At 70.6% G+C, this 24,606-nt stretch carries 23 protein-coding genes and 1 pseudogene; 15 read left to right on the top strand and 9 right to left on the bottom strand.

The window, feature by feature from the left end; genetic code table 11:
* Positions 1 to 19 precede the first annotated feature (19 nt).
* The 4 genes from B0I32_RS08695 (at position 20) to B0I32_RS08680 (ending at position 3,787) form a co-directional block, all read left to right on the top strand.
* The gene (locus B0I32_RS08695; RefSeq protein WP_106236589.1) at positions 20 to 1,459 is read left to right on the top strand and encodes an LCP family protein; all 1,440 of its coding nucleotides are present in this window, start codon (positions 20 to 22) and stop codon (positions 1,457 to 1,459) included.
* A 34-nt stretch (positions 1,460 to 1,493) separates the two neighbouring features.
* Positions 1,494 to 1,835, top strand: a complete 342-nt coding sequence (locus B0I32_RS08690; protein ID WP_106236587.1) for an STAS domain-containing protein — start codon at positions 1,494 to 1,496, stop codon at positions 1,833 to 1,835.
* 208 nt (positions 1,836 to 2,043) lie between these two features.
* Entirely contained in the window at positions 2,044 to 2,883 is an 840-nt protein-coding gene (locus B0I32_RS08685) for an LLM class flavin-dependent oxidoreductase (protein WP_245955684.1), read from the top strand.
* 175 nt (positions 2,884 to 3,058) lie between these two features.
* Positions 3,059 to 3,787, top strand: coding sequence for a DUF4097 family beta strand repeat-containing protein (locus tag B0I32_RS08680; protein ID WP_146178092.1), 729 nt, complete (start codon positions 3,059 to 3,061; stop codon positions 3,785 to 3,787).
* A 116-nt stretch (positions 3,788 to 3,903) separates the two neighbouring features.
* On the opposite strand, the gene B0I32_RS08675 is transcribed toward B0I32_RS08680, so the two are convergent.
* On the bottom strand, positions 3,904 to 4,053 hold the full coding sequence (locus B0I32_RS08675; protein WP_106236581.1) for an Arc family DNA-binding protein: 150 nt from the start codon (positions 4,051 to 4,053) through the stop codon (positions 3,904 to 3,906).
* Positions 4,054 to 4,090: 37 nt separating this feature from the next.
* Between B0I32_RS08675 and B0I32_RS08670 the strand changes: the two genes are divergently transcribed.
* Positions 4,091 to 5,242, top strand: coding sequence for an RNA-guided endonuclease InsQ/TnpB family protein (locus B0I32_RS08670; protein ID WP_106237048.1), 1,152 nt, complete (start codon positions 4,091 to 4,093; stop codon positions 5,240 to 5,242).
* Between the two features lie 91 nt (positions 5,243 to 5,333).
* Here B0I32_RS08670 and B0I32_RS08665 read toward each other — a convergent pair whose 3' ends face one another.
* Positions 5,334 to 6,158, bottom strand: a complete 825-nt coding sequence (locus tag B0I32_RS08665; RefSeq protein WP_146178091.1) for a hypothetical protein — start codon at positions 6,156 to 6,158, stop codon at positions 5,334 to 5,336.
* Between the two features lie 188 nt (positions 6,159 to 6,346).
* Between B0I32_RS08665 and B0I32_RS56380 the strand changes: the two genes are divergently transcribed.
* Entirely contained in the window at positions 6,347 to 6,535 is a 189-nt protein-coding gene (locus B0I32_RS56380) for a hypothetical protein (RefSeq protein ID WP_146178090.1), read from the top strand.
* Positions 6,536 to 6,592: 57 nt separating this feature from the next.
* Here B0I32_RS56380 and B0I32_RS08660 read toward each other — a convergent pair whose 3' ends face one another.
* Positions 6,593 to 9,904: a hypothetical protein gene (locus B0I32_RS08660; protein ID WP_106236579.1), complete on the bottom strand. Its 3,312-nt coding sequence runs from the start codon at positions 9,902 to 9,904 to the stop codon at positions 6,593 to 6,595.
* 89 nt (positions 9,905 to 9,993) lie between these two features.
* Positions 9,994 to 10,410, bottom strand: coding sequence for a VOC family protein (locus B0I32_RS08655; protein WP_106236578.1), 417 nt, complete (start codon positions 10,408 to 10,410; stop codon positions 9,994 to 9,996).
* Between the two features lie 92 nt (positions 10,411 to 10,502).
* Here B0I32_RS08655 and B0I32_RS08650 point away from each other — a divergent pair, with 92 nt between their 5' ends.
* Positions 10,503 to 11,309, top strand: a complete 807-nt coding sequence (locus B0I32_RS08650; protein ID WP_106236576.1) for an NmrA family NAD(P)-binding protein — start codon at positions 10,503 to 10,505, stop codon at positions 11,307 to 11,309.
* Positions 11,310 to 11,604: 295 nt separating this feature from the next.
* Here the strand turns inward: B0I32_RS08650 and B0I32_RS08645 are convergent, their stop codons facing one another.
* Positions 11,605 to 11,973 (bottom strand): hypothetical protein, encoded by a 369-nt coding sequence (locus B0I32_RS08645; protein WP_146178089.1) that lies wholly within the window; start codon positions 11,971 to 11,973, stop codon positions 11,605 to 11,607.
* A gap of 108 nt (positions 11,974 to 12,081) precedes the next feature.
* On the opposite strand from B0I32_RS08645, the gene B0I32_RS08640 reads away from it, so the two are divergent.
* Positions 12,082 to 13,506 (top strand): serine hydrolase domain-containing protein, encoded by a 1,425-nt coding sequence (locus B0I32_RS08640; RefSeq protein WP_219911698.1) that lies wholly within the window; start codon positions 12,082 to 12,084, stop codon positions 13,504 to 13,506.
* Between the two features lie 55 nt (positions 13,507 to 13,561).
* On the top strand, positions 13,562 to 14,284 hold the full coding sequence (locus tag B0I32_RS08635; RefSeq protein WP_106237046.1) for a MerR family transcriptional regulator: 723 nt from the start codon (positions 13,562 to 13,564) through the stop codon (positions 14,282 to 14,284).
* Positions 14,285 to 14,309: 25 nt separating this feature from the next.
* Here the strand turns inward: B0I32_RS08635 and B0I32_RS08630 are convergent, their stop codons facing one another.
* Positions 14,310 to 14,759 carry a YybH family protein gene (locus B0I32_RS08630; protein ID WP_245955683.1) on the bottom strand — a complete coding sequence of 150 codons (450 nt, stop codon included), beginning with the start codon at positions 14,757 to 14,759 and terminating at the stop codon, positions 14,310 to 14,312.
* A gap of 56 nt (positions 14,760 to 14,815) precedes the next feature.
* On the opposite strand from B0I32_RS08630, the gene B0I32_RS08625 reads away from it, so the two are divergent.
* The 5 genes from B0I32_RS08625 to B0I32_RS08605 all read left to right on the top strand — a co-directional run bounded on the left by B0I32_RS08625 (position 14,816) and on the right by B0I32_RS08605 (position 20,840).
* The gene (locus B0I32_RS08625) at positions 14,816 to 15,151 is read left to right on the top strand and encodes a winged helix-turn-helix transcriptional regulator (RefSeq protein ID WP_245955682.1); all 336 of its coding nucleotides are present in this window, start codon (positions 14,816 to 14,818) and stop codon (positions 15,149 to 15,151) included.
* 80 nt (positions 15,152 to 15,231) lie between these two features.
* Positions 15,232 to 16,878, top strand: coding sequence for an FG-GAP-like repeat-containing protein (locus B0I32_RS08620; RefSeq protein ID WP_106236568.1), 1,647 nt, complete (start codon positions 15,232 to 15,234; stop codon positions 16,876 to 16,878).
* 116 nt (positions 16,879 to 16,994) lie between these two features.
* On the top strand, positions 16,995 to 17,777 hold the full coding sequence (locus B0I32_RS08615) for a hypothetical protein (protein WP_106236566.1): 783 nt from the start codon (positions 16,995 to 16,997) through the stop codon (positions 17,775 to 17,777).
* 123 nt (positions 17,778 to 17,900) lie between these two features.
* Positions 17,901 to 20,072 (top strand): tetratricopeptide repeat protein, encoded by a 2,172-nt coding sequence (locus B0I32_RS08610; RefSeq protein WP_106236565.1) that lies wholly within the window; start codon positions 17,901 to 17,903, stop codon positions 20,070 to 20,072.
* Positions 20,073 to 20,150: 78 nt separating this feature from the next.
* Complete coding sequence (locus B0I32_RS08605; RefSeq protein ID WP_106236563.1) at positions 20,151 to 20,840, top strand: ankyrin repeat domain-containing protein; 690 nt, start codon at positions 20,151 to 20,153, stop codon at positions 20,838 to 20,840.
* Here the strand turns inward: B0I32_RS08605 and B0I32_RS08600 are convergent.
* The 3 genes and pseudogenes from B0I32_RS08600 to B0I32_RS08590 form a co-directional block, all read right to left on the bottom strand.
* Positions 20,809 to 21,720 (bottom strand): annotated as a pseudogene (locus tag B0I32_RS08600) (IS982 family transposase). The gene B0I32_RS08605 and the pseudogene B0I32_RS08600 sit on opposite strands and share 32 nt — an antisense overlap.
* Positions 21,721 to 21,877: 157 nt before the next feature.
* The gene (locus B0I32_RS08595; RefSeq protein WP_106236561.1) at positions 21,878 to 23,365 is read right to left on the bottom strand and encodes an MFS transporter; all 1,488 of its coding nucleotides are present in this window, start codon (positions 23,363 to 23,365) and stop codon (positions 21,878 to 21,880) included.
* The gene (locus B0I32_RS08590; RefSeq protein WP_106236560.1) at positions 23,365 to 23,742 is read right to left on the bottom strand and encodes a hypothetical protein; all 378 of its coding nucleotides are present in this window, start codon (positions 23,740 to 23,742) and stop codon (positions 23,365 to 23,367) included. Before B0I32_RS08590 ends, B0I32_RS08595 begins: the two co-directional genes overlap by 1 nt.
* A 131-nt stretch (positions 23,743 to 23,873) precedes the next feature.
* Between B0I32_RS08590 and B0I32_RS08585 the strand changes: the two genes are divergently transcribed.
* Positions 23,874 to 24,434 carry a TetR/AcrR family transcriptional regulator gene (locus tag B0I32_RS08585; RefSeq protein WP_219911697.1) on the top strand — a complete coding sequence of 187 codons (561 nt, stop codon included), beginning with the start codon at positions 23,874 to 23,876 and terminating at the stop codon, positions 24,432 to 24,434.
* Positions 24,435 to 24,606: the final 172 nt, after the last annotated feature.

The raw sequence follows: 24,606 nt of genomic DNA, 5'->3' as shown, positions 1-24,606 counted from the left end.
GTGACAAAAGGGGGACGGCATGCGCGACCCGGGCGAGGAGGACGGCGGTGTGCTCGTGGGCGGCGACGCCTACGGAGGCGTCAAGCTGACACCCGTCCGCACCCGGAGGCCGCGCAGGAGCGCGAAGGCCCGCCGCCGCAACGTCGTGCTGGCCGGGCTGCTGTCCACGGGCGTGCTGGTCACCACGGGTGTGGTGTGGGCGACACCGCGCCAGATCGGCACGGTGGACGCCGGGGTGACCGCGCCCTCGTCCTCGGGCGCCGAGAACATCCTGATGGTCGGCGTCGACAAGCGCGACGACCTCACCCGCCAGCAGCAGAACCGGCTCAAGCTGGGCCGCGAGTCCGGCCAGCGCACCGACACCATGATGGTCATCCACCTGTCGGAGGACCACAAGAAGGTGACCGTGGTCAGCCTGCCGCGCGACACCTGGACCACGGTTCCCGGCAAGGGTGATCACAAGATCAACTCGGCGTACCAGTTCGGCGGGCCCAAGCTGGCCAAGCAGACCGTCGAGGCGGTCACCGGGCTGCAGATCAACCGCTACATCGAGGTCAACATCCTGGGCTTCATCGACGTGGTCGACTCGCTCGGCGGGGTCACCGTCTGCACGCCCGTGCCGATCGACGACACCAAGATCGCGCTCAACCTGCCGGCCGGCACCCACCAGCTCGACGGGGTGCGGGCGCTCGGCTACGCGCGCACCCGCGCCACCGCCCGCTCCGACCTCGACCGCATCGACCGGCAGCAGCAGGTCATCTCGGCCCTGCTCAACCGGGCGCTCAGCGCCGACACGCTGGCCAACCCGGCCAAGCTGGCCTCGTTCGTCAACTCGACGCTCAGCACGGTCCGGGTCGACCCGGACGACGGGCTGCTCGGGCTGGCCACGCAGATGCGCGACGTCTCGCTCGACGACGTGAAGTTCGCCGAGGTGCCGCTGTCCGACGTCGACTTCAAGACGCCCACCGGCGAGTCGGCGGTGCTGTGGGACAAGCAGGCGGCCCGCGACATGTTCGCCGCGATCGACGCCGACCGGGACCCGGCCGAGCCCACGCCGAGCGCCGCCGCGACGCCGTCGGTCAAGCCGTCCGCGGTCCCGCCCGGCGAGATCACGCTCAAGGTCAAGAACGGCACGCTCATCACGGGCCTGGCGGCTCGGGCCAAGACGGCGCTGGTCGCGTACGGGTTCAAGGTCCCCGGCGATCCGGGCAACACCACCAAGAAGGACTACAAGAAGACCGTCGTCCGCCACGGCGAGGGCCAGGAGGCCGCGGCGAAGGTCGTGGCGGCCGCCATCCCGGGGGCCGAGCTGCGCAAGACCGACACCGCCGGCATTGAAGTGATCCTGGGCAGCGACCAGCTCAAGGTCAAGCAACCGAAGGCGAATGCCACCCCAACCGCGAAACCCGGTGTTACACCAACCACCAAAACGGCAATGCAGAACATATGTAAGAAATAGGCATATCTTTCTGGGCTCGGGGCAGGTGAGGCCCATGGTGGTCAGGTGTTGGCGGGAGGGCCCCTGCACGGTGGTCCGTGTCGTGGGCGACCTGGACGTCGCGGGTGCGCCCCGGCTCCGGGCCGAGCTGGAACAGGCGCTCGCCGCTCCGGTCAATCTGATCGTGGATCTGACCGAGGTGCCGTTCTGCGACTCGGTCGGGCTGGGCGTGCTCGTGGAGACGCTCAACCAGGTGCAGCACATGCGGGGACGAATGGTGCTGGTGGTCGGGCCGGGCATGATCCGGCATCTCCTGACGATCACGAACCTCGACCGGCATTTCGCGACCAGCGGATCGCTCGACGAGGCCCGAACGGCGCTCGGCACCGCGGCCTGACGCCGGCCGCCGCGGCCCGGAGCCGTCACGTCGTCCCCCGAGCCCGCGCGCTCCCAGCTCGGGACCACCACCTGGGCGAGGCCCCGTCAACGTCCCGGCTCGGGACCGCCACCCGGGCGAGGCCCGGCAACGTCCCGGCTGCCGACGCCTTCCTGTGTGCCGGATACTCGGAGACCGGCCGTCTCTACCGCTACCACTGGAGGGCACCGTGAGACTCGGAGTCATGTTCGACCGCGACCTGCCGCCCGAGCAGCTCGTTCCGTTCGCCAAGACGCTCGACGAGACGTCCGTGAACGATCTCTGGGTGGTCGAGGACCTGGGCTGGACCGGCGGCGTCTCGTCCGCCGCGACGGCGCTCGCCGTCACCTCCCGGCTGCGGGTGGGCATCGGCATCACCCCCGCGCCGCTGCGCAACCCCATGCTGCTGGCGATGGAGCTGGCCAACCTGGCCCGCCTGCACCCCGGCCGGCTGGCCGCCGGCATCGGGCACGGCGTGGGCGCCTGGATGGAGCAGGTGGGCGCCGCCGTCCCGTCGCCGCTGGCCCTCCTGGAGGAGACGATCACGTCCGTACGCGCGCTCCTGCGCGGCGAGCGCGTCACCCTCGACGGGAAGTCGGTCCATCTGGACGGTGTCACGCTGGTGCACCCGCCCGCCGTGCCGCCGCCCGTGCTGGCCGGGGTCAAGGGGCCGCGCTCGCTGGCGCTGTCCGGCCGGGTGGCCCAGGGCACGATCCTGCCCGAGGGCGTCGGCCCCGACCAGCTGCCCGGGGTCCTCGACCGGATCGGCGCGACCGAGGAGCACGAACTGGTCGTGTTCGCCTACCTGCGCGGGACCGCCGAGCTGGACGAGGCCGCGCGGTCCCTGCTCGACGGGCAGGCGGGGTTCCTGGGGGTGGCGCCCGAGGACGTGGCGATGGCCTCCGGGGCGCCGGAGGAGGCCGCGGAGTGGGTCAAGAGCCTGGGGGCGGCCGGGGCCGACACGGTGGTCCTCCGCCCGGTCGGCGCCGACCCTCTCGGCCAGGTGCGAACCATCCTGGCCGCCCTGTAGGCGGCTGAGAGGCCGGGCCCGGCCGGCGGCCACCGGCCGGGCCCTATTCGGACCGGCCGAACACGGACGAGGGAGCCGGGGCCTTCTTTCGACCGGCCGAACGGACGAGGGAGCCGGGGCCGGTTCGGCCGGATGGCCGATGGGGCGCGAGCGGCGCTCGGCCACGATCGTGACCATGAGGCAGATCGCGGCATTTGCGGCGTGCGCGGCGTTACTCGTCGCGGCGACCGGCGCTTGCGGCGTGGAACTCGAAGCGGACGAGGTCCACGCCACCCAGTCGTTCCCGTTCACCGGAACCGACCTGAAGATCGACGCTTCCCTCGGCGGGGTACGCGTGCTCCCGGGCACGAGCGGCACCGTCCAGGTGGAGCGCTGGCTGCGCGGCAAGGCGGCCACGGCCGACCCCGCCTGGTCCCTGCGCGACGGCGACCTGCGCCTGAGCGCGGACTGCAACATGGTCTTCGGCGACTGCGGCGCCCGCTATCACGTCAAGGTCCCGCCCGGCGTGAAGCTGTCGGTGGACGCCGCGGACGGCGTCATCCTGAAGGACCTCACCCAGGACGTGGACGTGGTCAGCAGGGACCGCATCCAGGTGACGGGCGCCTCCGGGCGGCTGCGGCTGCGCAGCGAGGGCCCGCTCACGGCCGAGGGCCTCAAGTCCACCTATGTACGGGCCCGTACCTTCGACGGAGCCATCGACGTGGCGTTCACCGTCCGGCCCGCCACGCTCGACCTGGAGTCCACGGACGGGAGGGTGACGGCGAGAGTGCCCTCGGGGGCCTACGCGGTCACGGCGGACAGCAAGGAGGGCAGCGAACGTTCCGAGGTGAAGCACGACGGCAAGAGCGACGGCAAGATCGTGGCGCGCAGCTCGTCGGGCGACGTCCGGATCCTGCAGAACTGACCCCGGCGGCCGCGCGTCCTCCGGCCCGCTACCAAGGCGTCGGCAGTGCTCCGCCCTTCAGTGCGGGGGTGGAGCCGACTCTCCCGCGCAGCGGAGCAGGGGTAGACGAATCGCCGTCAAGGCGATTCGTCGTCTCCGCTTTCGGCGTTGAGTGCCACCTCGATCAGGTGCACGATCTCGGAGTTGAGGGATCGGCGATCGGTTTCGGCCTGGGTGAGCAGCTGGGCGTGTACGTCGTCGGGGAGTCTGAGGGTAATCCGGATCATGACACCACTGTAGTGTCATCGGCGGTAAGATCGGATGGTGCAGCTCCGATACAACGTTCGCCTCTACCCGACCGCTGGTCAGCGTCAAGCGCTGGCCAGGGCGTTCGGGTGTGCGCGGACGGTGTTCAACGACGGGCTGCGCATGCGGCGGGAGGCCCGCGAGAACGGGCAGCCGTACATCTCGGACGGGGACCTGTCCAAGCAGGTGATCACGCAGGCGAAGAAGACGCCGGAACGGGCATGGCTGGGCGAGGTGTCCGCCGTGGTGCTGCAGCAGGCGCTCGCCGACCTGAACCTCGCCTATCGCCACTTCTTCGCCTCGATCACCCGGAAGCGGAAGGGCCCGAAGATCGCGCCGCCCCGGTTCCGGTCGCGCAAGGACAACCGGCAAGCGGTCCGGTTCACCAAGAATGCCCGGTTCGCGATCACCCCTGGCGGAAAGCTGCGCCTGCCGAAGATCGGCGACGTGCCGGTTCGCTGGTCCCGGGACCTGCCCGCCGAGCCGTCATCAGTGACGGTGATCAAGGACGCGGCCGGGCGGTACTTCGCCTCATTCGTGGTGGAGACGGCCGACAGGTCGCTGCCCGAAGTGGCGCCCGAGGTGGGCATCGACCTGGGTCTCACGCGTTTCGCGGTCTTGTCGGACGGCCGCAAGATCGCCAACCCGCGCATCCTGCGGCGCGCGGCGAAGAAGCTTCGCAAGGCGCAGCAAGCGCTGAGCAGAAAAGAGAAGGGCTCTGTGAACCGGGCCAAGGCCAAGGCCAAGGTCGCCAAGGCTCACGCCCAGGTGGCCGACACGCGCCGGGACTTCGCGCACAAGCTCTCCACCCAGATCATCCGCGACAACCAAGCGGTGTATGTGGAGGACCTTGCCGTGAAGGGTATGGCGCGCACGAAGCTGGCCAAGTCGGTGCACGATGCGGGCTGGTCCCGGTTCGTGAACATGCTGGAGTACAAGGCGAAGCGGTACGGCCGCACCTTCGCCAGGATCGACCGCTGGTTCCCGTCGAGCAAGCTGTGCTCGACGTGCGGAGCCTTGCAAGACGAGATGCCGTTGAACATCCGGTCGTGGACCTGCCCATGCGGGGCGGTCCACGACAGAGACGTCAACGCGGCGATCAACAGCCTCGCCGCCGGACGGGCGGAGAGGCTGAACGCCTGCGGAAAAACCGTGAGACCCGCCGCCTAGCGGAGGGCAGGACCCAGAGAAACAGGAAGCCATCAGAAGTGCCGCACACGCGGCACAGGCTGAATCCCCAGCGCCCAGGCTGGGGAGCGCGTCATTGCCAGACGGCGGTGTACTTGCCGTTCTCGGCGTTGACCTGCACGGGGTGAAGGCCCTTGGCCTTGAGGTCGTCGACCCGCTTCTGGTAGCCGGCGGCGTTCATGTCCACGAAGTGGGCCCAGGACCTCAGCCCGTCCTTGCGCCACACCGCGCTGTAGGTGCCGTCGGGCGCCACGGCCACCTTGACCGGCCGAAAGCCCTTCTGCCGCTTGGCGTTGTACTCGGCCTGGTGCTGCTGCCTGCTCTTGCCGTACGTGTAGTACCAGGCGCCGCCCGAGTCGGCGCTCCAGACTCCGACGTAGCGGATGTCGCCGGGGGTGCCGTAGGCGTCCACCGAGCTGAGCGCCAGGCCGTTGGCGGCGGCCCGCTTGTTCTCGGCGCCGAACTGGGCGGGCGTCAGCCCGAACTTGGAGACGAACGCGCCCTTCTTCCGCTCGAAGATGGCGGCGAACACCGGCGAGTCGGCGGGCCCGGTGGCGGAGACGCTGGTCGGCTGCGCACCCTCCTTGACCGCGGCGGCGAAGCGCTTCTTGAACCCACTGGCCGACATGCCCTGCCAGATGCCCCAGTCGTTGGGCGCCCCGCCCTTGAGCCAGACGGCGGCGTACCGCTCCCCGTCCGAAACGTTTACCGTGATCGGCCGGTAGCCCTGGTTCTTGAGCTGCGTCACCCGGCTCACGCTCTGACCGGCGCTGAGCCCGTGGTAGGCGGCCCAGGCGGGCGCGGCCTGCGCGACGGCGGCCGGCGCCGCCGTCCCGGCGGTCGCCGCCGCTCCGGCGAGCACGGAGGTGATGATCGCGATTTTTTTAAAGGTCCTCATGACCCTCCCATGACGAATTCTTGACTCGGTCAGTGATGAGGACCGACCCTAACAGCCATCGTCAACCCCTCGCCGACCCGCTCCGCGCCGCCCAGGCCGCGTCCGGCGACGGGAACGAGGTTCGGCCTGGACATCCGTCGCCGCAGCGCCCACGATGGGGCCAGTCGAGCGTTCCTCATGGAGGACCCATGAAGGCTCACCAGCGCGGCCCTGTCCGCCGCGTGGCCGCGTCCACCGCGGTCATCCTGGCCACCCTCGTCCTGACCTCCGCGCCGGCCGCCCAGGCCGAGCAGGTGGGCGGCGGCACGGAGACGGACTCCACGGTCGTGCGGACGCCGCAGTTCGACGAGTGCGACTACGCCCACACCGACGTCTGACCGGCCCCTCTGCGGGCGGTCACCCTGACGAGCGGGGCGTGAAGGACAGCAGGGCGATCACTCGTCGGCCGTCGTGACGCGGAGGGCCTGGTGGGCGGCTTCGGGGTGGCTGGACGCGCGTACCCGTCGCACCAGCTCCCGCCACGGCGCCGCCCAGCCCGAACGGGGCCCGCACGACGCGGCCAGCGCCGTGGCCAGCAGCGCGCCCTTCTCCCCCTGCCCGGCCAGCCACTCCGCCTGCGGCAGCACCCGCTCCATCGGCACGTCCTCGGCCGACTCGGCCAGGAATTCGCCGGTCTCGACGGCGGACAGCACCCCGGGAACCGTCGCCACCAGCCGCTCCAGCGCCGGTCGCGGAGCGTCCCAGTCGAGGGTGCCGGCCAGGAGCTCGGCCGCCAGGTCCGGCGGGAGGTCGTCGGGCAGGTCGGGCACGATCGGCTCACCCTCCGCCCGGTGCCATCGGCGCAGGACCTCGACGACGTCCGCCAGCCGCTGGGCGGCCGGACGGTCGCGGGCGGCCCCCGCGTCGGGTTCGGCCGCGGCGGCGGCGAGCGCGCGTACCGTCCGCCGCAGCACCTCGGGCTCGTACCCCGAGCACGCGCCCGTGACCAGCCCGCGTACGGCGGCCCGCCAGCTCGCGGCGTCGTCGAGATCGCGGGCGACCTCGGCCAGCCGCTCCATGGCCCCCGGCGCGTGGGCGATCCAGCGCGGCAGCGCCGCGACGGCGGTCAGCCGGACCGTCCGCTCCTCCGCGAGCGTGGCGGCGATGATCAGCTCCCCGAACGCGGCCCGCCACCGGCTCGGCACGTCCAGCGGCTGCGCACCGAGCACGGGAGCCACCAGGTCGGCCACCGCATCCCCGGCCCCATCGCCCCGCGCCATGGCGACCGCCTCCGTGAGGAGGTCCCATGCGCCCGGTTCGTCGAGCAGGCCGAGGACCGCCGAGACGATCGCCACCCGCACGTCCTTGTGCTGCCCCTCGGCCTCCCACAGGCCCCGCAACCGCGCCATCGCCCCGGGCGCGTGGTGCCCGGCCAGCAGCCGTACCGCCTCCTTGCGGGCGGTGATCTTGCCCTCGGCCAGGACCGGCTCCAGCGCCGCCGGCAGCTCGGCCGGCCGGACGAACCGCGCCGCCCGCGCCGCCGCCGACACGGCCACATGGGCGTCGTCCGAGCCCGCGTACGACAGCAGCTCGGCCAGCACCTCCTGCGGGCGCGCCGTCCAGGGCAGCGTCGTCAGCATCGCCCGCCGCAGCAGCACCTCCGACTCCAGGTGCCGCAGCCGGCCGGCCTCGATCGCCGGGACCTCGCCCAGCATCCGCACCGCCTGCGCCCGTTCGTGCAGGGGCAGCGACGTGTTCCACACGACGCGTTCCAGCAGTTCCGCGTACGCCTCCCGCTGCCGCCCCGTCCACCGCCGGACGAGCTGGCGCGAAACGTACCGGACCCGCCGCACCCCGCTCTGGGCGAAGCGCCCCTTGCGGGCCCGCCGGCCCAGGAAGTACTCCAGCAGGTCCGTACGCCGCGCCGCCAGCTCGTTGAACACGGAGCCGAGCATCACCACGGAGGGATCGGCCGCCAGCAGCGCCTCGACCCGCTCACCCCTGGTGCGCGGCGGCGCCAGCCAGAAGTCGACGGCCCTGATCGCGTCGGACTCGCCGGTGGCCGTCAGCGCGCGTTCCAGCGCCCGCTGCAGCTCGGGCAGGTCGTGGCCGCGCCGGTCGAGGGCCTCGGCGAGCAGGAAGGCCAGCTGGTGCCGGTCGTGGCGGGCCTCCGCCTCCAGGTAGGGGGCGAGCCGGCGTACCAGCTCGGCCTCCTGGCCCCGCCTGAGCACCCGCGACAGCCGGTGCACCGAGACCGTGCCCACGGAGCCGGCCAGCCGTTCGAGGACCCGCAGCCCGTACTCCAGCAGGGCGGGCTCGTCCTGCCGCGCGCCCTCCTCGAAGATCGCGGCCGCCAGGCGGGAGAGGTCGCGCCGGGTCTGGTAGGAGCAGTCGCGGGCGTTGACCGCGTCCTCCACGAACCGGTCCAGCACGGGCACGTGCCCGGCCGTCCACAGCCGCGGCGGGATGCCGGTCAGCGCCTGGACGGCGGCCTGGCGTACCGGGTCCTGCTCGTTGCGCAGCCGTCCGAGCGCGGCCAGCATCCGGCTGACGACTTCGGGGTCGCGGGCGCGCCCCGCGCAGGCGATCAGGCTCCGGTAGCCGTCGGCGCGGTCGAGCGCGTCGGAGCGGCGGGTGACGGCCCGCAGCACGGGCTCGGCCTCGTCGTACGGGAGGAAGGCGGTGATCCACCGGGTCTGCCGCGGGTCCTCGGCGACGGAGCGCAGCGCCAGCATGCGTCGCGCCTCCGCGACCCGGCGGCGCAGCGGCAGGACGCTCAGCAGGTACGGCGAGTAGGTCGCCTGCGACTGGTCGACGTCCGCCATCACCTCGGTGAACAGCGCGTCCCTGCGCGCGGGCGGCACCGAACGCAGCAGGTCGATCAGCGACTCCTCGACGTCGCGCACCGCCCGCCCCACCCCGGCCAGCCGGTCGTCGGGAAGCGAGGCCAGCCGCCGGCGTACCGCCCTGCGCCGCAGCAGCCGGGTGAGCTGGTGGCGCTGCCCGGCGCCTAGGTAGAGGGCCAGCGTACGGACGGGGTCGGCGTCCAGCAGCCGGCCCGCGCAGTGCCAGCTCCGGTTGGCCGGGTAGCGCTCCAGCAGGTCGATCACCCGCTCGGGTGCGTGCGTGGCGGCCACCTCGATGCCCGCGGCCGTCGCCGTCCACCACGCCTCGCGCAGGGGGCGGGGCAGCTCGGCCAGCACCGACTCGGCGTGGTCGAGCACCGCGTGCGGATGCCGCCTGGCCAGGGCGCCCCAGTTGGGCACCGCGTGCGCCAGGTCGCCGAGCCTGGCCGCGACCGCCTCGGCGGAGCAGACCACCAGCAGGCCCGCGGCCTCGCGGTCGCCCCAGCGCCCGCGTACCTCGTCGACCAGCCGCTCGGCCAGGTCGCTCCTGCGGTCGCGCCGGACGGCCCGGTAGGCGGCCGCGCGATGGACGGCGGGGGCGTCGCGGACGATCTCCATGACGGCGTCGTCGGGGATGCCCAGCCTGACGGCGTGGCCGATCGCGTACCGGGATATGTCAGCATCCGGGTCGGCGGTGGCGCGGGTGAGGTGCGGAAGGTGCCCGGTCATGACGGCCAGCTGCGCCGCGAGCAGCCGTTCGTACGGGCCGCGCTCCGCCAGGGCCGTGATCAGGGCCTGGAGCGCGTCCGGCCGGCCCGCCAGCTCCTTGCCGCGCTCGGCCAGGCGGTGGCACCGCTGTCCGTGGGACAGGGGTTCGACCTCGTTGAGCAGTTCGTCCGGGGAAAGGTGATCGGGCCGCATAACTGCCTCATTATGGTCCTCGGCCATCGAACAAGCGCGTGCTTTTCCGCCGCCCTGCCCGGCCCTGCTGACGGCCGCCCACGCTCACTTCACGTCGTGACCGCTCCCGCGACCAGCTCCATCTCGAAGCCGTCCGTGTTCTCCAGGTAGGCGGCATAGTGTTCCGTCCCGCCGGCGTGCGGGTGGCGGTCGGGGAACAGCAACGTCCAGCCGTACGCCGTCGCGCGCTCCGCCAGCGCGTCCACCCGGGCGCGGTCGCCGGCGTGGAAGGCGAGATGGTTCAGCCCGGGGCGGAGGCGGTCGTGCCGCCCGGCGCTGAGCGCGGGCGACTGCTCGAACACCAGGTACGTCGCCCCGAGCCGCCAGCTGCGACCGGCCGCCCACTCCTGGTACGGCTCATAGCCGAGCTCCTCCAGCAGCCACCCCCAGGCGGCGACGGCCCGGGGCAGGTCGGGCACCCAGATCTCGACATGGTGCAGCGCACCGACAGCGGTCTCTCCGGTCATGCCCCGATTGTCCCGCGCCCTGGGAACCCGCCGCGCTTGACCTCAAGTTCAGTTGAGTTCCTAACGTCGCTGGTGACGAAAGGAGCAGGACGATGACGACACTGGTGACGGGTGCCACGGGGAACACCGGCAGGCACGTCGTGGCGGAGCTGGTCCGCCGGGGAGAGCATGTACGGGCGCTGACCCGCGATCCGGCCAGGGCGAGCTTCCCCGACGGGGTGGAGGTCGTCGCCGGCACGCACACCGCGCCGGCGGAGCTGGGCGCCGCCCTCGACGGCGTCAGCCGGTTGCACGTCACGGTGACGGCGGGCCTCGCCGAGGCCGCGCCCGAGCTGGTCCGGCGGGCGGTCGACGCGGGCGTGGACCGGATCACCGTGGTGTGGGGCGGTTACGTGGGCCCCGCCGAGCAGGCCGTGGCCGAGTCGGGCGTGCGATGGACCCGCCTCGAACCACAGGAGTTCATGTCGAACGCCCTGACCTGGGCCGACTCGATCCGCGCCGAGGGGGTCGTCCGCGAGCCGTACGACCATCCCGGCGCGCTCGTCCACGAGGCCGACATCGGCGCGGTGGCGGCCGTCGCGCTGCTCGACGACGGCCACGCGGGCCGCGCCTACAACCTCACCGGCCCCGAGGCGTTGAGCACGAGCGAACGGGTCGCGATCCTGGGGCGGGCGATCGGCCGCGACCTGGCGTTCGTGCCCATCACGCCCGAGCGGGCGGTGAACCGGCTGGTGGCCGGCGGCGTGTCGCGGGCGGACGCCGAGTACGTGATCGGCTGGCACGCCGCCGCCAGCGAGGAGTCCAAGACCGTCGTGGACACCGTCGAACGGGTGACCGGCCGGCCGGCCCGCACGTTCGCCCAGTGGGCCGCCGAACACGCCGCGCGTTTCACCGCGTAGCGGCCCCTGCCTCCAAGAGCGTCCGTGTCCGCGTCCGCGTCCGCGAAGAAGGTTTCGTCCGGTACGCCGTCAACAGCTGCGTCGCCATGGACGGCGTCACGATCGCCCACCTGCGCGATGAGAAGCACCCCGAGGGGTGACGCGGACCTACCGCTGGCGCCGGGTGAACGACGGCATGCGCCTGCTCGGCACCCTCAGGCACCAACCCGCGCAACGTGCTGGACGTCGTCGCGGGTGCGCCCCGGCTCTGATCCGGACCACCCGCTTCGCCAGCGTGAAAGGGCGCGAGGGCTGGTCAGGAGCAGGAGAAGCCGTCCGGCGCGTCCCGGCAGAAATCCCTGAACCGGGTCAGCCATTGGGCCGTGGCCGAGTAGTTGCGGCCGAGGTCGTCGCGGTGGAATTCGAAGGTGTCGGGTTCCGTGGTGACCGTCCCGTCGAGCAGCACCCGTCCCTCACCGGGCACGGCCGGCAGGTAACCGTCGAGGAAGACGGCGATCCGCCGGGCGTCCGCCCCGCTCAGCTCCACCAGGATGTTGTAGCCGAGCAGTTCCAGCGTCTCCTCGTCCAGTACGCGGGCCTGTTCCAGCAGCTCCAGGGTCGGCCGCCAGTTCCAGGCGTTGACCCTCAGCGACCTGCCGTCGGGCGTTTCGAGGGTCCATGACACGAATCCCACCGTATCGGGGACCCGGCGACGGCACCGGGGACGACGGCGGATCCGTTCCCGATCGGACCCTTGACCTTGCCCCTGGGGCAAGCCTCGACGATGCTCCACATGAACACCAACGCGCTCCACACCGTCGAGACCCACTTCCGCGAGCAGATCGCCACCGCCTGCGAGTCCGGCGAGGTGCCCGGCTTCGTGTCCGGCGTCCACCACGCCGGCGAACAGATCATCGTCGCCCACGGCACCGCCAACCTCACCACCGGCGCGCCCATGCTGGAGCACACCGGCTTCCTCTTCGGCTCGGTCACCAAGGTCCTCACCACCACACTGGTCCTGCAGCAGGTCGAGCGCGGGCGGCTGAACCTCGACACGCCGGTGGTCGCCTATCTGCCCGAGTTCGCCCTGACCGTGCCGGGCGCGGCGGACAAGATCCTGGTCCGGCACCTGCTCTCGCACACCAACGGCATCGACGCGGACCTGTACTTCCCCGACGCCAAGGGCCGCGACGCGCTGAAGACGTACGTGGACGGCCTGGCCGGCGGGTGCGGCATCCTGTTCGAGCCGGGCGAGCAGCTCAGCTACTCCAACGGCGGCATGATCCTCGCCGGCCGCCTGCTGGAGGTGGTGACCGGCCTGCCCTTCGCCGAACTGCTCGCACGTGACGTCTACGCGCCCGTCGGCATGACGGACTCCAGCACGTCGGCCGAGCAGGCCATCCTGCGCAGCACGGCCGTCGGCCACTTCCCCGACCCCGAGACCATGCTGCTGCGGCCGACGACCATGTTCACGCTGCCCGAGACCTGGGGGCCGGCCGGCGGCACCCCGATCGGCACCGTCGCCGACCTGCTCGCCTTCGGCCGCACCCACCTCGCGGGCGGCGTCTCCCCATCGGGTGCGCGCGTCCTGTCCGCCGAGTCGGCCGCGCTGATGCAGCGGGTCTCGTACGACATGGACAGCCCGAACGTGCCGCCGATAGGAATGGGCTGGGTGCTCTATCCCTTCGGCGACACGACGGTGCTGGCCATGTCCGGCGCGTCACCCGGCGGGGTGTCCCTCCTGTGCGTCGTGCCCGAGCACGACCTCGTCTTCACCGCCTTCGGCAACACCCCGGGAGCGCTCATGGTGCAGGACCGGCTGCTGCGCTGGCTGCTGACCGACCACCTCGGCGTCGCGCTGCCCACGCTGATCACCGGCGTGCGCGAGGACGTCGACCTGACTCCGTACGTGGGCACGTACCGCTCCGACCAGCTCCGCATCGACGTCAGCATCGTGGACGGCCGGTTGGAGGAGCGGACGACCTACGAACCGGCGGACGAGTCGCAGGAGCGGATCTTCACCGCGTTCGCCGGCGGCACGACCTCCGCACCGCCGCAGCGCTACGTCCCGATCCGTCCCGGCCTGTTCGCACCGGAGGGGTACCCGATGGAGGTGTTCGACGGCTACCTGAGGCTGCTGCTCGTCTCGTACCACGACGTCAGCGACGGCCGGGCCCGCTTCCGCAACGCCGGCGGCCGCCTCACCCGCCGCACCTGACCCACCGCACCCGACCCGTTCAGAAAACCGCCTGATGAATGGAAGGATGCCCGGCATGTTCACGATCGGCCAGTTGGCGAACTACGCCGGGGTGACCACCAAGGCCATCCGTCACTATCACGAGCGCGGCCTGCTCACCGAGCCCGGCCGCGACTCCTCCGGCTACCGGCGCTACACCGCCAAGGAGGCCATCGACCTCGTCAAGATCAGAACCCTGGCCCACGCGGGTGTACCGCTGGCCCGCATCAAGAACCTCCTCGACGCCGACCCGGACGAGCTCGCCGCGGCCGTCACCGAGATCGACCTGACCCTCCAGGACCGCATCGCCCAACTGGAGCGCCTGCGCGACCAGCTCGCCCAGCTCCAGGGCGGCGACCGGCTCTACGTCTCCCCCGAGGTCGCCGACCACCTCGACGCCCTGCGCGACCTCGGCGTCAGCGAGCGCCAGATCCAGCTCGAACGCGACGGCTGGATCCTCATGCAGACGGCCTCCCCCGAGGACGCCGCGGTGTGGCTCGCCGAGAAGCACGAGCTCATCGCCGATCCCGAGTTCCGCGCGCTCTACCTCGACCACGACGCCGCCTACCACTGGTCCCCGGACGACCCCCGGCTCCCGGGGCTCGCGGACCGTACCCGCGAGTGGTTCGCCCGCCACCACAGCCGCTCCGAGACCCGCCCCGTGCAGAACCCGGCCGTCGCCCGGCTCGCCCAGCAGTCCCAGCCCGAAGCCTCCTCCCCGGCCTGGGACCGCCTGACCCGGCTCCTGCGGGAAGCCTAGGCGCGGCACCGGCCCGGCCGAACGACTACTCCGGCCGGCCGCCGACTTGCGGTTTCACGCCGAACGGGTTGTCAACGGCGTAGCGCCAGCGCCCATCTTCCCCGCGCCGGGCGACATCCGTGGCGGTGCCCTCGATGTGCACGGGGTGGCCGTCACCATCCGTGCCATCGATCGTCCAGTCGACGATCAGCAGGGCGATGTCGCCCGTGGCGTAGACGTGTCGCGGCCGGACGTCGATCGGCAGCCCGAGACCCAGGAATCGCTCGTTGGCGGCACGGGCGTCCTGTCCCGTCAGCCCAGTGCCCGGTTCCGGGACGAACACCGCACCGCTCTCATAAACCTCCGCCACCGCCTCCGCGTCACCGCTGTTGAACCGCTCGGCGAACACCGCGGGCACGTCCTCGGGACGTTCGGCAAGTTGCCGCATCATCACCGCACACCTTTCCAGCAGGTAGAAATCACTCAGACGCGGCAACGCTAGGAGGCGCCCTCGTGACTCACCAAACAGTTGGTCACCCTCCCCGGCCGGGAGTGCCCGACGACCCTCGCGCGAAGGTCACCGAACCCACCCCCTCCTGCCCGGTGGAGATCACCCTGGCCGCCCTGCACGGCCGCTGGACGACCCTGGTGATCCGCGAATTCCTGCGCGGCGACCACACGTTCACCGAACTCCGCCATGCCCTGCCTGCGCTGTCGGACAAGGTCCTGTCCGAACGGCTGGCGCACCTGACGCGCGCCGGCGTACTCGATCGCCGCCGTTGCCCCGGTTGGCCGCCCCGGGTCCACTACACGCTCACCCCGCACGGACGCCGCCTCGGCCCTGTTCTGCAAGCACTCTGGGACTGGGGCGCGCACCATCAGCCCTGAAGCCACATACCGCCGATATACCGAGGTCTCCTACCTTGAGCCGTCCTGGCACAGGACGAAGAAGGCGAGGCACTCACGTCATGGGGAGACGGCTCGGCATGGCGCACCTGCGTACCCTCGCGGTGGGGATGAGCACCGCACTGGTGACGGTGAGCGCGGCCGTCCACGGACCCGCGCCGGCGGTCGCGGACGCCCGGCAGGCCGTGGCCGCCCAGCCCGGAGGTCTGAGCGCCTACGACAAGCTGGTCCTGTCACACAAACCCGTCGCCTACTGGCGGCTGTCGCACCCGTCCCACGGTACGGAGACCGACTGGAGCGGCAACGCCTACAAGGGCACCTTCCACAATGTCTCCAGTTCGGTCCAGTTGCCCAACCGGGACGGCGCCGCGGCCTTCAACGGCTCTTCCGGCTACTTCGAGGTGCCGGACTCCGGTAAGTTCCACATCTCCACGACCGGCAAGTTCACCGTGGAAGCCTGGATCAGGCCGCACACCCTCCAGTTCCCGAACGAGGAGCAGACCGGCTATGTCTACTTCCTGGGTAAGGGCACGAAGTCGAAGAAGGGCGGCGATCAGGAATGGGCCGGCCGGATGTACTCCAAGGTCACCGACGACAACCGGCCCAACCGCATTTCCGGATACGCCTGGAACCTGGACGGCGGTTACGGCGCCGGCGCGGGTTTCCAGGAGAGCGTGCGGGTGAACGAATGGATCCACGTCGCCTTCACCTTCGACACCTCGGAAGGCGAATACGGCATGGTGCGGATCTACCGCGACGGCGTACTCAAAAGCAGTTCCCAGCTGGTCTACCGCCCTGGCAAACCGGACGAGGTCATCGTCAAACCCAGACCGGGACCGGCACCCGTCCGCGTCGGGACCCGCAGCAAGGAGTCCTGGTTCAAGGGCGCCGTCGGAAAGTTCGCCCTCTACAACCGCGCGCTCACGGGCAAGGAACTCGCGACCCACTATGCCGCGATGACGGCGGCGAACACACCGGACTTCAACGCCGACGGCGTGGGTGACATCTTCTCCACGAAAACCGGATCGCTGAACGTCTGGACCGGCAAAGGCGCCAACGACTTCTGGGGCAGAACCCACGTAGGAGGCGACTGGACCGCCTACAACCGGCCGGTCGCCGGCGACTTCGACGGCGACGGGCGCACCGACCTGCTCGCCACCGACAAAACCACAGGCCTGCTGTACGTCTGGAACGGCCAGGGCGGCAACACGTTCACCGATCCGGTGCGGGCCGGGTCCGGCTGGCTCCCCTACGGGGACACGCTGACGTCCGTGGGCGACATCAACGGCGACGGCCACACCGACATCGCCGCCGTCTCCGGCAACACGCTCTATGCCTGGAACGGCAAGGGCGGCAACACTTTCGGCGCGAGGGCCACGATCGGCCCCGGCTGGAAGAATTACACCCGGCCCATCGGCGGCGACTTCAACGGCGACGGCATCGAAGATCTGGCCGCTGTGGAAAAGGCCACCGGTGACCTCTGCATCTGGAACGGCGAAGGCGGCAACGAATTCGCCACCCGGCTGAAGACGGGGCCCGGCTGGCTTCCGTACGCGAACACGCTGATGTCACTCGGCGACGTCAACCGGGACGGCCACACCGACATCGCCGCCGTCTCCAACGACACGATGCACCTCTGGAACGGCAAGGGCGGCAACAGGTTCGAAAGCCGGAAGGCACTCGACCCGGGCTGGACACCGTACTTCTGAACTTCTGAACTTCTGATCCCGACAATGGCCCCCGTCGGCGCTTCGCCGCCGGGGGCAGCCACCAAAGATCATCATCACTACACTTCTCCGATGGATCTTCTCCAGGAGAAGGTGGCATGACCCAGGAGCAGAAGCCCGAAGCCCAGACGTCACCCCCGAAAGCGGCGCTGCTGCGTTTCAGCGCCGTTTTGACGGCGTCCGGGCCGGTGATCCTGACCGCTTTCGGAATCGGCAGGCAGACCTTCGCCTGGTTCTGCGCTCCCCTGCTCTTAGTGGAAGACCTCTACCCGGCGGAAGAGTCCGAGGATCCGTACTCGCTGGCCAGCCCCTACGGGCTCGGTTTGTACGCGCCGGACGACCTGCCGACCGAACTCCTGTTCTGGGGCGTTCTCCTGCTGCCGATCATCGTGGCCGGCCTGGTCATGAACGGCTCCCGCCGAGCCACCCTCACAGCCGTCGCCACCATCGCGACGCTGCTCGCGTACGGGCTCGTCGTCGCCTTCCTCTCACCGGGCCCCGACCCGTGGACCAGCCGCCCGCATGCCGTCACCCCGCCCTGGCTTTTGATCACCTGCTACCCGCTGTCCGCCGCGGCCCTTCTCCTGTTCGTCCTCGTCGGCATCGCGTCGTACGCCGGCCGCGACACGGACGTCCTCGAACTGCTCCTCACGCAGTCAGCGCCCTGGCGCCTGCTCCTCGCCGCCGCACTGGTCGCATCGGCCGCCTGGCATCCACGTCCACGTTTCTCCTGGACCGGCACCGTCCATGTGACCAGAAGCCTGCTGCGCGGACAGCTCGAAAACGTGATCCCCACCCGAACAAGAAACGCGCTCATCGCCTTACTGATCGCGGCCGGCGCCTTATGGCTGATCGTCTCCTCCTACACCTCAACCCGCTGAACAGAGAAGCGCCGATGCGCCGCTGAAAACCACCATGTAAAGATCACCGACCGCATGCCACACTCATCGAGTACGGCGTTCCGACTCACCACCCGAAACCGTTCGCGTGCAGGAAGGGCGGAGATGCCGCATTGGCTCAGAGTCGCGATCGCCGCGGTGGTCCCGTCCACGGCGGGAGTGCTGGCCTGGTGGATCTGCGTGGCGCGCGGGCTCGCCTTGGACACCACGAGCATCGTCGTGGGGCTGGTCGTCCTTCTCCCGGGAACTCCGCTCGCCATCTGGGCCGGGCAGTCGAAGCCGGGCACCGGCCCGGCGCCCGTCCCCGATGACGACCGGCGCTCAGCCCCTGCGGTGATCGGCGAGGTTCCCCGCGAGCCGAAGGCCTTCCAGCCGCGTCCGGACCTGAGCGAGCGCATCGACGAGGTGTTCTCCGCGCGTCATGCGGCAGCGGTGTGCGCGCTGGCCGGCGGACGCGGGGTCGGCAAGACACACCTGGCCGCGACCTACGCCCGCTCCTGCATCGACCAGGGCATTCCGGTGGCATGGCTGCACGCGGAAACCGTCGGGCAACTGCAGGGGTCCGTGGATCGGCTGGCCGCCGAACTCCGGATCCGCGGCGACGGCGACGATGCGGCGACCGTGACGCGCAAGGTCAGAGCCTGGCTCCAGGAGCGGCGCGAACCGTACCTCGTGGTGATCGACAACGCGACGGACCCCGACCTGCTCGCGTCGCTGCTCCCGTCCCACGGCCGGGCACGCGTACTGATCACCACCAACGACCAGTCCTTCGAACGGCTCGCCACGCTGATCACGGTGGAGCAGTTCTCCGAGGAGGAGGCGGTCGGCTACCTCAGCAGGCGGGTGGGCGGCAGCGAGCACGACGCGTTCCTGCCGCTCGCCCAGGAGCTGGATCGTCTGCCGCTCGCCCTGGCCATCGCCGCCGCCGCGCTGGTCGGCCCTCCCCGCCTGTCCTGTGCGTCCTATCTTGTACGGCTGCGCACCACCCCGGTCGAGACGCTCCTGGCGCGGCCTCGTGGCGAGCCGTACCCCAGAGGAGTCGCGCAGGCGATCATGCGGTCGGTGGGCGAGATCGATCCGGCGTCCGCGCACCTGCTCGGCGAACTGTCGGTGCTGTCGACCTCCGGCGTCGGCCTGGACCTCCTCGGCATGGAGGCACAGACGGCACTGGGCGAGTTGGCCGCTCGGTCGCTGGTGACCTTCAGCCGCGACGACACCACCGTGTCCGTCCACCGTCTGATCCGGCGCGCCGTACGCGAACAGGCCACGCGTGACCGCACTCTGGCCCGGTTGATCGAGACGGCCGCTGAGCGGATGCGCGCGGCCGTCGAGGAGATCACCGAGAAGGACACCTGGCGGAAATGGCCCACGATCATGGCCGTCGCCGACCACGCGACGGCCCTGTGGGAAGCCGTGGAGCAGTTCGGCGGCGACGAGTCCGCGCACATCCGGCCGGCTGCCGAGATCGTGCTCCGCGTACGGGAGGTGGCGGCCTACCACCTCATCTACCTCAATGACGACATCCGAGCCTTTCCCATCGCTCAAAGTCTCGTCTCAGGGCGCGAGAAGTTCCTGCGAGCCGACCATCCGGACACACTCACCGCCCTCTTCATCCTGGCACGGTCGCACACGGCGGATCAGGCACCGCAGGCATGTGAGCTCTTCCAGCACGTCGCGTCCGAACGTGCGCGGGTCCTGGGCGATGACCACCCGGACACCCTGCTGTCCCGCTCCTGGCTGGCGTTCACCCACAACACGGCCGGCCGGCCCGCCGAGGCGCTGGCGCTCCTGGACCAGGTCGTCGCCGACCAGACCCGCGTGCTCGCCCCCGGCCATCCGACCCTCCTGCAGGCCCGCTTCTCCCAGGCATACGTGAATGTCGACGCCGGGCAGCCGGACCGGGCGGTCGCCCTGTTCGAGCAACTGGCGGCCGATCACGAGCGGCTCTTCGGCGCCGACAGTCCTGACACTCTGGTCATCCGCGGCCGGGTGGCCTGGGCACACGCGGCAGCCGGCCACGCCGACGAGGCCGCCCGCCTGTACGAAGTGGTCGCGGCCGCCCAGGAACGGGTGATCGGCGCCGACCACCCCGACACGCTGATCACGCTGCACGGCCTGGCCGCCGCGTACGAGGCCGCGGGACGCTCCGGCGACGCCCTCACCGGATACGAACGAGTGGCCGCACGCTTCGAGGCCGTCATGGGCCCAGAGCAGACGCTGACCAAGACCGCGAAAGCCGACCTGGAGCGTGTCCGCCGCAGCCTGCGACAACCCTGACCGACCAGTTCCCCCGCAGCCCACTGTCCGGCCCCCAGAACTCGATGGACATCCGGAGACCGAGCAGAATGCTGTCACATGGGGCAAGACGAGGTTTCCACATGGGACGGCGTCACGCTGCGGTCGACTTACAGCGACAAGGTGATCGAGGGACGCGACAAACTGGCCGACGCGGCGCGTGACGGTGACTGGTCCATGGTCCTGGATCTCCTCGAAGCGCACCCTGCCTGGATCAACAGCGGCAGAGTCGGCGGCGGCAGCGGGTACGCGCCGCTGCACCAGGTCGCCTGGCACGGTGCCGACGCCGACATCGCTCACCGGCTGGTCGCGTACGGCGCCTGGCGCACGCTGCGCACGGCCCAAGGAGAGCGGGCGATCGACATCGCCGACCGCCGAGGACACCGTCATCTCCTGGCACCGCTGACGCCGGTGGTCCACCACCACCTGCCGGCAGCGACTCTCAGCTCGATTCAACGCCACTTTCACACGCTGATTCACGAACGTGCCGCCGATCTCATCACCGATCAGCAGTTGCGCCTTCCCGAACTGGAGACGCTCACCGAGCAACCGAACCCGGCCTGCTGGTTCGCCGTCCCCGGCATGTACGGCGGTTTCAGTTATCGGCTGACCGGGGCCGAACTGACCGTGGAAAGCTGGAGCCGCATCGCTGGCGGATCAGGCTGGCGTCACGTCATCGACGAACACGGCGCACGGCTAGATGATTGCTTCCAAGAGTTCAGTGGTCATAGGCGGTCAGGGCACGCTTGACGGGCTGGGCGGTGTGATCGTTGTGCCAGATTGCGGCGGTCAGTGCCAGGACGCGCTGTAGGACGCGGGCAATCACGCCGCTGGGCGTGCGCCCGCGGTGGCGTTCCAGGTCGAGCTGGTCCTTGAAGGTCTCGTTGATCGATTCGACGACCTGCCGCAGTAGCTTGAACAGCTGGGTGCCCGGCCGTTCGTTCTCGCCCTTGCGGGCCGGTCGCAGCAGGCGCAGACCCAGCTCATCCAGGTGCCGCTCGAAGTCGCGGCCGTAGTAGTTCTTGTCGCAGATCAGCGTCTGCCCCGCCCGTCCGGAGAGCAAGCCGGGTTCGACCTCGAACATCGCCAGCAGGGTCTCGCGCTCGTCGGCCTTGGCGCCGGTCAGCGCGAAGGCGACCGGCAGCCCGTGCAGGGTACAGACCAAGTGCAGCCGCAGCCCCCAGAAGAATCGGGAGTGGCTAGCGCAGTAGCCGTACTCGGCCCAGCCGGCCAGGTCGGAGCGTTTGACCGTCTCGCGGGAGCGGCCACACTCCACCGGGGTGGAATCCACCACCCACACGCTGTCGCCCCACAGCGTAGTGTCCGCCGCGAGCAGCCGGATGACCTGCTGGATCATCCCGGCGGCCTTGCGCAGCCGCTTGTTGTAGCCCGGCGCCTTGGGCAGGTATGGGAACAGATGCCGCAGGTGGGTGCTGGCGTGGCGGATGAACCGCCGCTCGGAGGTGAACCCGAGCAGGGCCTGTATCACCGCCAGCGTGATCACTTCCGCGTCCGTTCGGCGCGATGCCCACCGCCGGACACCACGGCGCCAGCTCTGCCGATTCCAGCAGCAGATCGTCGGATCTCTCACGTAGAGTGCGGTGGCCAAGCAGTCGAGATCAGGCTGCACCAGTGCTTCCGCCTCCAATGAACAACCCCCGAATACTCTGGCGGAATCGGATACATCTGGCGCGAAGCGGTGCACTGCGCCGCCAGGTTGTGCGCAGGGCGGCGCAGGGGCAAATGTCAAGAGTTGCGGATGAGCAGAGGCTGTTCCTGCCGTTCAGTCAACGGCTGTCGCGGAGCTCCACGTTGACTTGGCGCCCAGGCTGCGGGTTGACAGCGCCACGGGTGGCGGTCACGGCAGCTGCGCAGAGTGCGATCGCGCTGGCGACGACGAACGCGGTGGTGTATCCCGATTCCGCCGGCGGTCGTCCCGGGCCGGTCGCCGCTGACACGATGACGGCGGCGAGCACAGAGCCGACAGCGCCGCCGATGGTGCGCAGGATGGTGTTGATCCCCGTGGCCGCGCCGGTCGCCGCCTGGCCGATGGCCCCGACGACCAGGCCGCCGAGCGAGGCGAAGGCAAGGCCGTAGGCCAGCCCCAGAAGAGCGCACCAGACGAGCAGCTCCGCGATGTGCTCGTGCAACAGGGCGAGGCCCCCCAGCGCGATGGCCGCGAGGACCGCGCCCGCCTGGAAAGCGGCCTTCGCGCCCAGGGAGCGGGTGATCCGCGCTGCCAGCGGCGCTGCGACGAGCATGCAGACGGCCATCGGGACCATCAGGAACCCGGTCCGGGCCGGGGAGTAGCCGAAGCCGTACCCGAGGGCGGTGGGCGTCTGGACGAACAGCGGAAGGAGGGTGACCGCTGCGAACATCCCCACGGCCACGACCAGGGTGGCGATGTTCGTGGTGAGCAGCCGGGGCCCGATCAGGAGCCGCAGGTCGACCAGCGGTGCCGCAACGCGCCGCTCGACGAGCCCGAATGCGGCGGCGAGCGCGACCGCGGCGACGAACAGCATGACGATGCCCGGCGATGACCAACCCCATGCGCGGCCCTGGCTGATGGCGAGCAGGAGGGCGACCAGCGTGCCCGCGAGCAGGGCTGCTCCCGTCAGGTCGACCTGGCCGGCGGGAGAAGCGGACGTGGACGGTGAGGGCACGCGGACCATCCCGGCCAGGGCAAGCAGGGCCAGCACGGCAACGAACCAGAAGAGCACCGCGGGACCGGCGACATCGACGAGCGGACCGGCGGCGACCATGCCGAGCGCCCCACCGAAGCCGAACATCGCGCTGAGCGCCGCGACGACGCCTCCCAGCCGCTCGGCGGGAACCGTCTGGCGGGCCAGCCCGAAGGCGCAGGGGAAGACACCGCCGGAGAGCCCCTGCAGCACCCGGCCTGTCACGACTCCGGGGTACGAGCCGAGCGGGGTGCTCACCGCGGCCACCACCGAGCCGGCCAGCAGTAGGGCGAGACCGGTGACGAGGAGACACCGATGGCCGAACTGGTCACCGAGCCGCCCCGCCACCGGCGTCGCCACCGCGGAGGCGAGCATGAAGGCGGTCAAAAGCCAGGTAGCACCCGTCGCGGAGACGTCGAGTTCGCGGGCGAACACCGTCAGTGCGGCGAGCACGATCGTCTGCGCGATCGCCACGCCGCAAGCCGCGAGCAGCAACACCGGCGTCCCGCCTCCGGCGGGCCGACGCGCGCCGCCTCGCCGGAGCTTGCGTACGACGAACATGACCGCGGCGGTCAAGCCGGCCACCACCCACATCAGCGTTCCTCCTCGGTACGAGGCGCTGGCGCGGCCAGCTGCTGACGGGCCCACGCGAGCGCGGCGGCCGGGTCGTGTGTGGCGGTCGTCGGGCAACCCCACAGCTTCGCACCGGCTCTGATCACCTTGGCGTGGGCCTGTTGTGCCTCGGCCGAGACGACGAAGGCGAGACCGGCGCACCGGTCGCGCAGGCCCGGCTGCAGGGTCCTGATCAGCCGCACCCGCTCGCCAGCGCCAGCGAGCTTGCGCGGCCTGCCCTCGGGCATCGTGAGCACGGCCGCGAAGGGTTCGCGACGCTCCAGGGCGGCCGTCAGGACGTCGCCTATGCGGCGGGCGCCGACTGCGGGATCGAGGGCTGATACCTCAACGACTACCAACGGCCATTGTGTGAGCGCGGTGTCGGTGGTTCGACTCACTTCTGCTCCCCTCGAAGATAGATAAGGGCAGCCTAACTTATTTATGACCATTGGTCACTAAGTTGGCCCGGGCGGATTCGTAGACTGGGTTCGTGAAGGCGAAGACACCCAGGCTCGGCCGCCCCGCGCGACTGAGCCGTGAGCAGATCGTGGAGGCCGCGCTCGGCTGCGACCTGCGGACCGTGACCATGCGCGACATCGCAGAGCGACTCGGCGTCTCCCACTCGGCCCTTTACCGCTGGGTGGGCAATCGTGACGAGCTCCTCGACCTCGTCAGCGAGGTCGTCGTCGAACGCATCCTCCCGACGGCCGAGCCCACCGCCGACACCTGGCGGGAGTGGCTGTCTGACCTCGCCTGGAGGATGCACGATCAGTTCCTCGCCGTACCCGGCTACGCAGCCCACGTGGCGATGCCGCATCGCCACAACCCGCACGCCTTCGGCCGACTCCGCGACCGCGTCGTCTCGGCGTTCGAACTCGCCGGCGTCTCCGACGACATGGCCAAGCAGAGTTGGCACATCTTCGGGTTGGGCGTCGTGCAGTGGCTCGGAGCCCAGCAGATAGGGCACGACATCGGCCCGGACGCACCCCGCTTCGACCTCTTCCTTGACGTACTGCTGCGCGGGCTGCCGGCACAGGAGCCCAGTTCGTAGCCGTCCGACCAAGACCACGCACGTCCTGCCCCATAGCCAATCCCTTGGAAGCAATCATCTAGTCGCCGAGGGTTTCGTCTGACCGACAGACTCCAGAACCAACAGGCGAGGGGGACAAGCGATGAGCCCAGGACGCGACCGGCGTGAGACCAGGGCGTAAGCGCACCGAAAT

Source organism: Nonomuraea fuscirosea, from assembly GCF_003001935.1.
Classification (GTDB): domain Bacteria; phylum Actinomycetota; class Actinomycetes; order Streptosporangiales; family Streptosporangiaceae; genus Nonomuraea; species Nonomuraea fuscirosea.
This window is presented reverse-complemented; position numbering and strand designations above follow the sequence as displayed.